10 protein-coding genes and 1 tRNA gene are annotated in these 11,782 nt (G+C 61.2%); 6 read left to right on the forward strand and 5 right to left on the reverse strand.

The features are described from left to right. Positions 1-149: 149 nt before the first annotated feature. Positions 150-1,175 (reverse strand): NAD(P)H-dependent amine dehydrogenase family protein, encoded by a 1,026-nt coding sequence (locus tag ACH6CV_RS17415; RefSeq protein WP_456359492.1) that lies wholly within the window; start codon positions 1,173-1,175, stop codon positions 150-152. Between the two features lie 261 nt (positions 1,176-1,436). Then, on the reverse strand, positions 1,437-2,273 hold the full coding sequence (locus ACH6CV_RS17420) for a MerR family transcriptional regulator (protein ID WP_456359493.1): 837 nt from the start codon (positions 2,271-2,273) through the stop codon (positions 1,437-1,439). Positions 2,274-3,140: 867 nt separating this feature from the next. On the opposite strand from ACH6CV_RS17420, the gene ACH6CV_RS17425 reads away from it, so the two are divergent. Next, positions 3,141-3,791, forward strand: a complete 651-nt coding sequence (locus tag ACH6CV_RS17425; protein ID WP_456359494.1) for a hypothetical protein — start codon at positions 3,141-3,143, stop codon at positions 3,789-3,791. 253 nt (positions 3,792-4,044) lie between these two features. On the opposite strand, the gene ACH6CV_RS17430 is transcribed toward ACH6CV_RS17425, so the two are convergent. Next, a tRNA-Pro gene (locus tag ACH6CV_RS17430) sits at positions 4,045-4,121 on the reverse strand. 201 nt (positions 4,122-4,322) lie between these two features. Between ACH6CV_RS17430 and ACH6CV_RS17435 the strand changes: the two genes are divergently transcribed. After that, a complete protein-coding gene (locus tag ACH6CV_RS17435) occupies positions 4,323-5,507 on the forward strand; it encodes an AI-2E family transporter (protein ID WP_456359495.1) in 1,185 nt (394 codons plus the stop codon). Further along, positions 5,504-6,148: a rhomboid family intramembrane serine protease gene (locus tag ACH6CV_RS17440; protein ID WP_456359496.1), complete on the forward strand. Its 645-nt coding sequence runs from the start codon at positions 5,504-5,506 to the stop codon at positions 6,146-6,148. Before ACH6CV_RS17435 ends, ACH6CV_RS17440 begins: the two co-directional genes overlap by 4 nt. Positions 6,149-6,236: 88 nt before the next feature. Here the strand turns inward: ACH6CV_RS17440 and ACH6CV_RS17445 are convergent, their stop codons facing one another. Together ACH6CV_RS17445 and ACH6CV_RS17450 are read right to left on the reverse strand one after the other, a co-directional pair. Beyond that, positions 6,237-7,865 carry a methyl-accepting chemotaxis protein gene (locus ACH6CV_RS17445; protein ID WP_456359497.1) on the reverse strand — a complete coding sequence of 543 codons (1,629 nt, stop codon included), beginning with the start codon at positions 7,863-7,865 and terminating at the stop codon, positions 6,237-6,239. Positions 7,866-7,983: 118 nt separating this feature from the next. Beyond that, the gene (locus ACH6CV_RS17450; RefSeq protein WP_456359501.1) at positions 7,984-8,646 is read right to left on the reverse strand and encodes a M15 family metallopeptidase; all 663 of its coding nucleotides are present in this window, start codon (positions 8,644-8,646) and stop codon (positions 7,984-7,986) included. Between the two features lie 201 nt (positions 8,647-8,847). Between ACH6CV_RS17450 and ACH6CV_RS17455 the strand changes: the two genes are divergently transcribed. The 3 genes from ACH6CV_RS17455 (at position 8,848) to rlmD (ending at position 11,735) form a co-directional block, all read left to right on the forward strand. Beyond that, a complete protein-coding gene (locus tag ACH6CV_RS17455) occupies positions 8,848-9,063 on the forward strand; it encodes a hypothetical protein (protein WP_456359498.1) in 216 nt (71 codons plus the stop codon). Between the two features lie 291 nt (positions 9,064-9,354). Further along, on the forward strand, positions 9,355-10,404 hold the full coding sequence (locus ACH6CV_RS17460; protein WP_456359499.1) for an ATP-dependent 6-phosphofructokinase: 1,050 nt from the start codon (positions 9,355-9,357) through the stop codon (positions 10,402-10,404). Next, positions 10,404-11,735, forward strand: a complete 1,332-nt coding sequence (gene rlmD, locus ACH6CV_RS17465) for a 23S rRNA (uracil(1939)-C(5))-methyltransferase RlmD (protein WP_456359500.1) — start codon at positions 10,404-10,406, stop codon at positions 11,733-11,735. The genes ACH6CV_RS17460 and rlmD overlap by 1 nt, the downstream gene beginning before the upstream one ends. Positions 11,736-11,782: the final 47 nt, after the last annotated feature.

Below are 11,782 nucleotides of genomic sequence, written 5' to 3' on the forward strand. Positions count from 1 at the left end.
TCTGGCTTTACCCCTACGAATAGTTTAGAGCCTTAAAAGCAGCCCGGCCGGACGCGCTTTTCGCATTCGGCCGGGTTGCCTTCATTTTATCTTAGCCTGTGCCTGCCGGGGTGTTCCGTAGACAGGCGCGGGCTTTGCGTCCGACCAGATCAACAATAGTACTCCATCGGGTAGACCATGTAGGCAATCCCGCCGAGTTGGTCAGCGGTGACATAACCGGCCGGCGCCAGCAGCAGACTCGGGATCCGGTTGACAATCGTGGCGCAGGTGTGCTCCACCGTCGCGGGCTTGACCACATGATACTCGGTATTGGGCTCGCCGGTGATCCACCAGTCGCACTGGTCTCCGTCATCGGGCCCGTAAACCTTGCCGATGGTTTCCTCTTCCACCGTGATGCCCTGCATGGTTTCAATCGTCACGACGGCAGACATGCCGATGCATTTGCCTGCGGCGATCGTCTTGTTCAGCGTGGTGCTGAAGATGTCCTTGTCGATGATGTAGGGCACATGCTTCTGTGTGATCGTCTTGATCGTCAGACCCAGCTTGTTGCAGATGGCTTCGGCGGCGTTCCATGCATAGGATGGCTCAAAGACTTCCGGATGCGCGATTTGCGCCTCAAACTCTTCCGGCATCAGGTCACAGCCATGCGCCTTGGCCAGCGCGAGGCCATACTCGTCCACATTGTAGCTGTAAGCGCCCTTGATCTTGGCGATGCGGTTGCAGCCCGCTGCCGCCATAGCGACCATGTTGATCCAGAAAATATCCTGCATGCCGGAGCCGGCAATCGTGCAATCGGTTTTCTTCGCCAGTGCATCCAGACGGTTGATCTGCGCAGCCGAAGTCGTCCAGGGATAGATGGCTTCCTCGCAGGTGGTAATCACATTGATGCCGCGGGTGACGCACTTCTCGACGTGGTCGTAGATATCATTGATAAAGCTGAACAGCGTGACAATCGCCACATCCGCGTCGCACTCGTCCAGAACCTTATCGGCATCGTTGGAGATCAGGACGCCCGTCTTGAGCCCCAGTTGCGCAAAATCGCCCACATCCATACCAACCACCTGGGGGTTGACGTCGATCGCTCCGACAATCTGAGCGCCGTGCTCGTGCAGGTACCGCAGAATGTACTTGGACATCTTACCGCAGCCATACTGAACCACTCTGATCTTCTTCATGGGGAAAACCTCCTTGTTAATCATCTGTCAATATCATAAACCCTGCAGTAAGATGAGAGTCAAGCATCTTGTGCCATTTTTACCGGTATATCCCAAATACTGTTCCGGGATTAAGCGTCGCAGCCTTTCCAAGGCAGCCGTGCGGCGGTACGCACGGGATGGCGAGAAACATTTCCGCCAGCCATGCCGCGAAACAGCCGGGAATCGCGGCTTTGCGGGCGTCAGATCGCGCGACCTCATCCGTCGGCCCGCACTTTCGCTTCAAAATGTTACCGGAACCTGCAGGCGCATATACATGTTTCTGCGTGCACTCTCGAACACGTTGAACTCGGTCATGACCTCGCAGATATAGTCTGCGGCCACGGTATAGCGGTGTTCTGCGCAAAACTGCAGCAGCGAGCGTGCGCCTTGCTCCTCCTCATCATAATTATCCAGGTACAGGCAGGCATACATGCCGCTGTCCAGGAGCAGCGTTTGTTGTTTCAGAATGAAGTGTTCATCCGTAAAAACGAAGACATCCTTCGCTTGAAAGTTTTGTGCTAGAAAATCTTCTCTCGTGATGGACGTTCCTACATTATAGGTGTGAACCTGGCTGACATCCTGCTCAATCATCGCCGCTCTCAGCTCCGCCAGAACATGTTCATAATCGGGGAGCCCGGTAGCGTAAAAATTCCGGGAACAGGGTATGCCCCAGATCCGACGCCTGTCAATGAACTCCAGGGATGTTGTTCTGTTCGCCGGCGATTTTCGATAACGTTCAATGCTGTTGATCGCACGTTCCACGGCATTGTGCCGAGTCTTCAGTTCCTGCATCTGGCGATGAAGCTGCTCATTTTTCCGGATGAGCACTTCCTCCACGACCACGATGTCCTCTTTTTGCAGCACGCTGCCGATCTCGTCCAGGCTCATGCCCAACTCTTTCATATAGGAAATCATATCCAGCCGCGCGTTCTGGCCCATATCATAATAGCGGTAGCCGGTTTCCGGATCCGTCCACGCCGGCTTGACCAGCCCCAGTTTGTCATACAGCCGAAGCGTGGGCACCGTCATACGGTTGATCTCCGCCATGCGGCCAATCGAAATCAATCCGTCCGGCATAGGCTACACCTCCAGAACTCTACAACCGAGGAGACTTTCTGCATTTTGCATTGTGTCTCCTTCTTGTTCCGCCCAACCTGGAATATGAAACGCGGAGCGTTATATAACGTGGCCTTTACCATATTCTGATCGGTCTTTTGATCGCTCAGCGCTACGAATATGGTGCTTTCAACCCCAATTAAACCAACCGCTTTCCTTTCGCCACCCTCCGCATTGAGGGCGTTTGAGGAAGAAAAGCAACCATTGTCCGCGCGGAATCCCTTGCTCCTCGGGCCGCGCTTTTCACATCGCGGGTTCAGTTGGAAGATGATTGCGCCCTCCTCGGTCTCACAAACAAGCCGGATCCGCTTTTCCGCATCATCATTTTTACAGGGAAAGCGAGCGAACACAACGCGCTCCCCGCTAACGGCTGCGGAAGGGTGCTGCTTCAAGGATGCCCTGGCCGCATCGCCCCTGACAGCGCAAATTGGGGCCGACATTCTCCCGCCACATGGATGCGCCCACATTCCGTTCCCGAGGCATATGTGCTTCGTGCTTTGCGGGAAGCACGCCAGTTCCCACAACCGCCATCGCCTCTTCGTACATGCAGACGCCATGGAATTGGAACGATGCCTATATTTTATCAAATTCGCCCATGTTGTCAACTGCGGTTGCCCTCCAGCCTCGGCCTTTGCCCCGCACACGCCTCGCCCAGTTCCTTGAGCGTGTCCGCGCCGATCGGCCTGGGCTTTGTCCCGGGTTCGTACGACAACGCCAGCGAACGCGAACGAGCCTTACGCTCGCGCTGGCTGGCGGTTTGGGGGGCTGGCAAGCCCTTGATTTCGCTTCCGGCACATGGTACAATACATCACACAGGGGGATGATTGCATGGACGAGTCCAAGATCCTGCAAGCCATTGAGCAACTGGGGACTAGGATCGGAGCACTGGAAGCCAAGATCGACACCGAGGTTGGCGCACTGCGTTCGGGAATGAACGCTCGCTTCGAGACCATGGAAGCCAAGATCGACACCGAGGTTGGCGCACTGCGTTCGCAAATGAACGCCCGCTTCGAGACCATGGAAGGCAAGATCGACACCGAGGTTGGCGCACTGCGTTCGCAAATGAACGCCCGCTTCGAGACCATGGAAGCCAAGATCGACACCGAGGTTGGCGCACTGCGTTCGGAAATGAACGCCCGCTTCGAGACCGTGGAAGCCAAGATCGACACCGAGGTTGGCGCACTGCGTTCGGGAATGAACGCCCGCTTCGACGCCATGGGCGCAAGGATCGACCGACTCGAAGTGCGCTTTGACGTGCTCGATGCGAAGGTTGAAACCATGGACTTGAGGATGGTGAGATTCGAGGACAAAGTCTATGCTTTCAACAACCAGATCGACAAATACGCCGTCGCCCATACACAAGTGCTGGGCGAAGTCCAAGCACAAGTCGATCGCATCGCCAAGGCAGTCGCCTCTAACACCAAGGTTCTTCAACAGCTGACTTACGACGCCTATGAGAACCGGGGCGTCGCCCAATGACCAAACAAAAAGCCGGACGCATGACGGCGCCCGGCACAGGCCATCGACAAATCCAGCGTGCAAGAGAGCGGCGCTGGGTTTGTTATGTGTAGGGAAAGGGGAATGAAGGAGTGAAAGGCCTTGGCCAGCCTTTTCATATTCTGCACGGCGGCGGTGAGACGGGTCGTCCGCTTCGAGATCGGGTCTCGGGACGGCCGTTTTGCGCTACTTGCATATAAAATTTGTCTGAAAACGCAAGTTTTCAGACAAATTATGGTCTGGGTGAGAGGATTCGAACCTCCGGCCTCTTGAACCCCATTCAAGCACGCTACCAAACTGCGCCACACCCAGATATCGAGAATCACTCACAGCGAAAATTAGTATAGCATACCGAGATGGGCACTGTCAACGGGTTTTGGGACATTCGGGAAAATAATGTGGCGCCATTTTGTTCTGACGCCCGTACGCGATTGTCCTGCGGAGGCGAAGACGGCCCTTGCATTTTTTACCGCGACGCGTTACACTGTTGAAAACGCATGGGAGGGGATGAACATGCGGCTCGACAGGAAGACGGTTAAGACGCTGATGGGGCTGATCAGCTTCGCGGTGGTGCTGGCCGCCGCCGTGCACAATCTGCCGGCGATCCGCGACGGCGCCTTTCGCCTGATCGGCGTGCTGTCGCCGCTGCTGTACGGCCTGGCGCTGGCGTTCGTGCTCAACATCCCGATGTCGGCGCTTGAGCGGCGGGTGCTGTGGCCGCACGGCAAGCACGCGCCGGGGCTCATGAAGGCGCTCAAGCGGCCGTTGGCGATGCTGCTGGCGGTGCTGATCGCGCTCGCGGTGGTCATCACACTCAGTTCGATCGTGCTGCCGCGGTTGATCGGCGCGATCACCCGAATTTTCACGCAGCTGCCCGGTTGGGTGGAGATGGCCAAACGGCGGCTGCAGCGCTTTGAATCCGACATGCCCGCGCTGGTCGGTTGGGTGGATGCGTTCAAATTCGACTGGGCGGGCATGCAGGCCGACGTCGTGAACTTCCTCAAGCGGGGGCTGGGGCCGACGCTGGGCAGCGTGGCCTCGGTGGCGAGTTCCGTGTTCGGCACCGCGACCAGCGGCATGATCGCATTCATCTTCGCGCTGAGTGTGCTGGCGATCAAGGAGCAACTGGCCGAGCAGGTGAAGAAAACGCTGCGCGCCTTCGTCAAGCCCGCGCTCGCCGAGCGCACGCTCGAGATATGCGGCATCGCGGGCCGCGTGTTCACCGGCTTCGTCACCGGCCAGCTCACCGAGGCGCTGATCCTTTGGGGGCTGTGCTTCCTCGGCATGATGATCTTCCGGTTCCCCGACGCCTTCTTCATCTCCACGCTCGTGGGCGCGGCCTCGATCGTACCCATCTTCGGCGCGCTCGTCTCGGCCACGATCGGCGCGCTGCTGATCGCCGCAGCCGACGGGCTGGGGCGGGGACTGGCGTTCGCGCTGTTCTTCGTCATCTTGCAGCAGCTCGAGGGCAACCTGATCTACCCGCGCGTCATGGGCAACCGCGTCGGACTGCCGGTGATCGGGGTGCTGGCGGCGATCACAGTGGGCGGCGGCCTGATGGGCGTGCTGGGCATGCTGCTGAGCATTCCCATTTTCGCGGTGGGTTACGCGTTGCTGCGCGAGGCGGTACGGCTGCGCACCGAAGAGCTCGCCGCGCAAGCGGCTAAGGTGCAAGTGAAAGGGGTGGAGGCGCAATGAGGTTGCCTTTTGAGGTCGAGCGTAAACTTCGCAAATTCTGCGTGCCGGGGCTGATGAACTACGTCGTGGCGGGCACGGCGGTCACGTATTTGGTGGCGATGGTCACGCGATTCGGGCTGATCGGCCAGATGGCGCTTCAGCGCGATCTGGTGTTTCAGGGGCAGCTGTGGCGGCTGATTACCTTCGTGTTCCTGCCTTCCAGCCTGTCGCCGCTGTGGGCCCTGCTGTCGCTGTACTTCTACTTCATGATAGGCACGCATGTCGAGAATCGCTGGGGTACGGTCAAGTTCAACCTGTACTACTGGGCCGGCATCCTGGGTGCGATCGCCGCGGCTATGCTGACCGGATACGCCACCAACACCTTCCTCAACCTGTCGCTGTTCTTCGCGTTTGCCATTTTGAACCCGGAGGCCGAGGTGCGGCTTTTCTTCGCGATACCGATCCAAATCAAGTACCTGGCACTGGCCAACGCGCTGTACTACCTGTATGTGTTCATCATGGGCGACTGGTCCACGCGCGCCATGATCCTGTTCTCGCTGCTCAATCTGTTCCTGTTCCTGGGCGGCGACTTCATCAACTGGGTACGCCGCGACACGCGCTATTGGAAGACGCGCTACAATTTCCGGAAGAATATGCGCTGAAGGGCGCACGGCGGCCTTGCCGCGAAGACCAGGCAGCCCCCGACGCCGCAGACGTCGGGGGCTGTCCATGCGTTTATCCGAACGCCAATCAATACGCGCCGAAAGTCTCCTCACCCGGCGCGGCGGGCACGGATTCGGCCTGGGCGGACCCTTGGGCGTCAAGCGTCCGCCGCAGGCGGAACTTGCCGACCGCGTCGCGCATCGTTTCGGCCTGGCTAGCCAGTTCCTTGCTGGCCGCCGCGCTTTCTTCGGAGACCGAGGAGTTGGCCTGAACGATCTGGGACACCTGCGTCACGGCTTGGTTGATCTGCGCCAGAGCGATCGCCTGCTCGCCCGAGGCCACGTCGATCTGGCTGACCAGCGACGCGGCGTTGGCCACGCCGTCCACAATCTTCTTGAGCGCTTCCGCGGTGTGGACAGCCAGCTGGGTGCCCGCGTCTACCTTGGCGATCGAGCCCCCGATCATGTCGGTGGTTTCCTTGGCCGCGCTGGCCGACTTGGCCGCCAGACTGCGTACCTCCTCGGCCACCACGGCAAAGCCCTTGCCATGCTCTCCGGCGCGCGCGGCCTCGATTGCGGCGTTGAGCGCCAGGATGTTGGTCTGGAACGCGATGTCGTCGATGACCTTGATGATGCGGGAGATGTTGCTCGAGGCTTCGTTGATCTCATCCATGGCCTTGAGCATTTCCTGCATTTCTTCGTTGCCCTGCCCGGCGTCGTCGCGCGCGGCCGAGGCCAGCTTGTTGGCCTCGTTGGCGTGTTGCGCGTTTTGCTTGGTCTGGGAGGAGATCTGCTCGAGTGAGGCGGTCAACTCCTCGATTGAGCTGGCCTGCTCGCTCGCGCCCTGGGAGAGCGACATGCTGGAATCGGACAGCTGGCTCGCGCCCGCGGACACCTGCTCGGAGGCGGTGTGGATGTCGCCGAGCACCTCGTTGAGGTTTTGGATCATCCGGCGGAAGGAGCGGGCCAGGTCGCCGATTTCATCCTTCGGATTGATATCCAGCTCGACCGACAGGTCGCCGTCCGCGATGCGCTCGGCGGCGGCGGTGACCTTCTTCATGGAGCCGCTGATCATGCGGGCGATGTACAGTGCGATCGCGATCGACACCGCGATGCTGGCGGCGATGGTAATCGCCATTGCGGTGGTGGAACTGCGGAACAACTGGCCGCTTTCCTTTGAGGTTTTCTCGGCGTCCGCCCGCTTGAGCTCCACCAAGTTGAAGATGGCGGCCTCCTCGGCCTGCTCGGCCTGCTTGAATTCGTCCGACCGAAGCAGCGCGAATGCGTCCACGTTCCGCTTTTCCCACGCCATTGACATGATCTGGTCTTCGTAGTCGGTGAAGACACGCCGGGCCTCGATGAAGGCGTCGTATGCCTGCTGCTCCTCTTCCAACCGGATCAGCTGGGAAAACGCCTCGGCCTGCTCGTCTATCACCTGGCGGCTCTGCGCCATTTCCTCTTGCCATTGGGTGAGGTACGTGGGGCTGTTCATTAGGATGGCGCTACGCAGGTTGAGGCAGATGCGCTGAAAGGAGCTGGCCACTTCCGCGAGCTGCGCAATAGGCACCGTCATGTGCTCATACATCTGCGTACCGTTGCGCACCATGGTATCCAGGCTGACAATGCCGACCGCGCCTACGGCGACCGCAATCAACATGACGAGAGAAAAACCGAGCGCGAGCTTTTTTGAGACTTTCATGTTTGCATACCACTTCATGAGCAACCCCCTCTTTCACATCCTCAGTATTGGGCGCGTAAGGACGTTACACATAAAGTACATCGGTGCGTATCGGAAATTGTTTAGGACTTTTAAAAAAACCCGCACCGGATTTTGGTCATTCCTTCACATCGGCGTCGGCTGTGCGTTCGTCCGGCGCGGCGGGCATCGGCCGCGTCTCGCCGATGACGAAGTCGAAGTATTGGTCGGGGAAGGGCTCGACCTTCAGCGAATAGTGCCACCATTCGGATTCATAGGCTTTGAAGCCGGCCCGCTCCATGATGAGGCGAAGCCGCGCGCGGCACTTTGCTTGCGCGCGGGTCAGCCCTTTTGCGCCGTGATGCGAGCGCGCGTCCATCAGGTCGAACGCGCCGCCCATGTCGAGCGGCTCGCCCTCGGCATCCGTGAGCGTCAAATCGACTGCGCCGCCGCGGCTGTGGCCCGAGCGGCGTGCCACGTACTCGCCGATCAGGTCGCGCTTGTCGAGGTTTGGGTAATGCGCTTCCTTTGTCAGGCCGTCCTCGGGTTCCTCGGACCAGGCGACGAAGCGGTCGACCGCGCGCTGGGGCCGCGCCGCGTCCCAGACGAGCAGATCGAGCCCCTCGGCGCGGGCCGCGCGCTGCGCTTTGAGCAGCGCTTCCGCCAACTCGAAGCTGACCGCGACGCGGTTGGCCTCGTAGCCGTCGACGCTCGCGCCGGTGAAGTTGTCGCTCCCCGCGTACTTTGCGTCCCAGCGGATGCCGGGCGCGGCTTCATCGAGGTAGGCGAGGCCCTCCGGCAGCCGGTACCGCTCGGCTGCCTCCTGTCCGATCGAGGGCGCTTGCGGAACCTGAGCGATTTCAATGATGGCCACGGGCATATTTTGCATGGAAACCCACCTGCTTTTTTAGAAATTGCGGCGTTTGGCGCACGGTTTCGCTTGCGCACACCGCATTGTGCGTATATAATACGCCTGTATCCGTTCGGATGCAAGGAGGAAACCGTGAAACAGGGCGAGCCTAAGTGGGTGGTCATTCACATCGCGCACAGCGAAAAGAGGGCGTGTGCCGCGGTTGACGCGCTCACGCGCGAGGGGTTTTTGGTCAAATCGCGGACGGTTTCGCGCGCGCTGTCGGCGGGCGACAATTGCTTTGAGGTGTTGGCGTTGACGAGCGAAGCCAAGGAAGCGCGCGACCTTCTGCAGGAAATGGGCTACTAGGTAAGCGCTGATCTATTCGGGCGGCGGCTGGCGAGATGGCGGAAAGGCAACCGCCACTGCGCGCGGAATTTGATCGGCGCCTGCTTGGGTCACGCGCATCTGCCTGCGAGCATAGGCGCGTGAGAGGGGAATGGGCGACCATTGCCAATTGAGTGAGGACAAACTCGCCCTTTACCGGAATCCATTTGCGCCGGCGGAACCGGTACAAATGATTGTACATGGAGGGCGGCGGCCCGGAAATTCCCCTGGGAGGGGAGTGGCCTGGCTACGAATCGGAGGGATGAGTATATTATGAAGCGGATTGGCGTATTGACCTCGGGCGGCGACGCGCCCGGCATGAACGCCGCGGTGCGCGCGGTGGTGCGCGCCGGGCTCAAGAACGATGTATCGGTGATCGGGTTCAAGCGGGGCTACAATGGGCTGCTGATGCGCTCGAGCGAGCAGAGCGACGACTTCGCGCTGATGACCTCGCGCAGCGTGTCCGACAAGATCCACCGCGGCGGCACCTTCCTGATGACCGCGCGCTGCCTGGATTTCCTCAAAGAAGATGTGCAGAAGAAGGCGCTTTCGAACCTCAAGATGCTGGGCGTCGAGGGGCTGGTCGCGATCGGAGGCAACGGAACGTTCGCCGGCGCGCACGTGCTGTGGAAGATGGGTATGCCCGTCGTGGGCGTGCCGGGCACGATCGACAACGACCTCGCCTACACCGACTACACGATCGGCTTTGACACCGCGCTCAACACCGCCTGCGACTGCGTCGACCGCATCCGCGAGACCAGCGATTCGCACGAGCGCGCCAGCCTCGTGACCGTCATGGGCCGCGACTGCGGCGACATCGCCGTCAGCGCCGCGCTGGCCTGCGGCGCTGAGATGGTGATGATCCCGGAGGTCAAGTGGAGTGTGGAGGAGATCGCCGACCGCGTCAAGTGGGGCGTGATGCGCGGCAAGCACTCGATGATTATGATCTTCGCCGAGGGCGCGGTCAAATCGCTGACCAGTGACGTCGAGGCGCTGCGCGACCGGTATGAGGCGCTGGGGCAGCTCAACCCCAAGCGGATCACGGCCTCCGACGTGGCGCTGATGATCGAGGTGCTGGCGGCCCACGAGACGCGCGCGACCGTGCTCGGCTACATCCAGCGCGGCGGCAGTCCGTCGGCCAACGACCGGATCCTCGCCAGTCGGCTGGGCGAATACGCGCTCAAGCTGCTCAAGGACGATATTGGCGGACGCGCGGTGGGTATTCGCGACAACCGCATCGTCGATGTGCCGATCGAGGAGGCGCTGGCCGCGCACCCGGACGGCAAACAGGCGCTGCTCGACCTCATTTCGGAGTTGTCGTAGTGGTTGCCGGACCGCTGATTGAAATTGAAATCACCGGCGCGGGCTCGGAGCTGCAAGGCGTCGGGCGCGCCCCCGACGGGCGCGCCGCGTTCGTGCCGGGCGCGTTGCCGGGCGAGCGGGTGGAGGCCGAAATCATCCGCGAAAAGCCGCGCTTTCTCGAGGCGCGGCTCGTTCGCGTACTGACATCCTCGCCCCGACGTATGCGCAGCGCCTGTCCCCACGCCTCGGCATGCGGCGGCTGCGCCGCGCTGCACATGGATTACGAATACTCGCTCGAGCTCAAGCGCACCAAGGTGCAGGATGCGCTGCGCCGGGTGGGCGGGTTCGATGCCGACGTGCGCCCGGTAATCGGCATGGCCGATCCGTTCCGCACGCGCAACAAGGCCGAGTACGCGATATCGGGCGGTGTGATCGGGTTGCGCGAGGCGGGCGGGCGGCGCGTAGCCGAGGTCGGGGATTGCCTGATCCAGCGCGAAGAGAGCGTAGAGGCCATGCGGGTTGCCCGCGCCTGGCTTGCGGACGCGCCGGAGTTCGAGGGCTACCTGGTGACGCGCGTAACCGCTGCGGGCGAGGGGATGGCGATTTTGAGCGCCGACCGCGCGGTCGATGCAGCGCCGCTGGCCGAGCGGCTGCTTGCGCAGGTACCCGGCATGAAGTCGGCGTACTTCTGCCGCTTGAACGCGCGCGCGGCGCACGCGCTTGACGGGCGCTGTGAATGGGTGAGGGGAGAGCGAGCGCTCACCGAGCGACTGTCGGGGCTTACGTTCCGGCTGTCGCCGCAGTCGTTCTTCCAGGTCAACGCGCGCGGGGCCGAGGCGCTGTACCGCGCGGCGCTGGATGCCGCCGCGCTCACCGGACGCGAGACGGTGGTGGACGCCTACTGCGGCGCGGGCGCGATCGCGCTTTACATGGCGCGGGGCGCCCTCCGGACGCTGGGCGTGGAGCTTTTGTCCCCGGCGGTCGAGGACGCGCGCTTCAACGCCCGGGCGAACGGGCTCGAGGATAAGGCGGAGTTCATCTGTGACGACGCCGCGCGCTGGCTGGCCGGGCAGGTCGAAAGGGGCCTGCGCCCCGACGTGCTGTGCGTCGACCCGCCGCGCCGGGGCCTCGACGAGCGCCTGATCGACGCCGCCCGGCGCGCGCTGCCCGAGCGCATCGTCTACGTATCCTGCGACCCCGCAACGCTCGCGCGCGACCTCAAGCGCCTGTGCGAAGGCGGGCCGTACGCGATCGAGTACGTGCAGCCGGTCGACATGTTCCCCTGGACGAGCCACGTAGAGACGGTAATAATGATGACGAAATGTGGTTCAGAAGGCATAAATAGACGTTGACCACAATATGCTGTGGTTTGAAAATAAAAACAAGTTTAGACTTGAAG

Source organism: Anaerozeibacter quisquiliarum, from assembly GCF_051162045.1.
GTDB classification, from domain to species: Bacteria; Bacillota; Clostridia; order Christensenellales; family Aristaeellaceae; genus Anaerozeibacter; species Anaerozeibacter quisquiliarum.

Coding starts and splice junctions, on each gene's coding strand:
- ACH6CV_RS17435 (WP_456359495.1), top strand. CDS start 4,323: ATGCGGCTCGACAGGAAGACGGTTAAGACGCTGATGGGGCTGATCAGC.
- ACH6CV_RS17415 (WP_456359492.1), bottom strand. CDS start 1,175: ATGAAGAAGATCAGAGTGGTTCAGTATGGCTGCGGTAAGATGTCCAAG.
- ACH6CV_RS17420 (WP_456359493.1), bottom strand. CDS start 2,273: ATGCCGGACGGATTGATTTCGATTGGCCGCATGGCGGAGATCAACCGT.
- ACH6CV_RS17440 (WP_456359496.1), top strand. CDS start 5,504: ATGAGGTTGCCTTTTGAGGTCGAGCGTAAACTTCGCAAATTCTGCGTG.
- ACH6CV_RS17460 (WP_456359499.1), top strand. CDS start 9,355: ATGAAGCGGATTGGCGTATTGACCTCGGGCGGCGACGCGCCCGGCATG.
- ACH6CV_RS17445 (WP_456359497.1), bottom strand. CDS start 7,865: ATGAAGTGGTATGCAAACATGAAAGTCTCAAAAAAGCTCGCGCTCGGT.
- ACH6CV_RS17425 (WP_456359494.1), top strand. CDS start 3,141: ATGGACGAGTCCAAGATCCTGCAAGCCATTGAGCAACTGGGGACTAGG.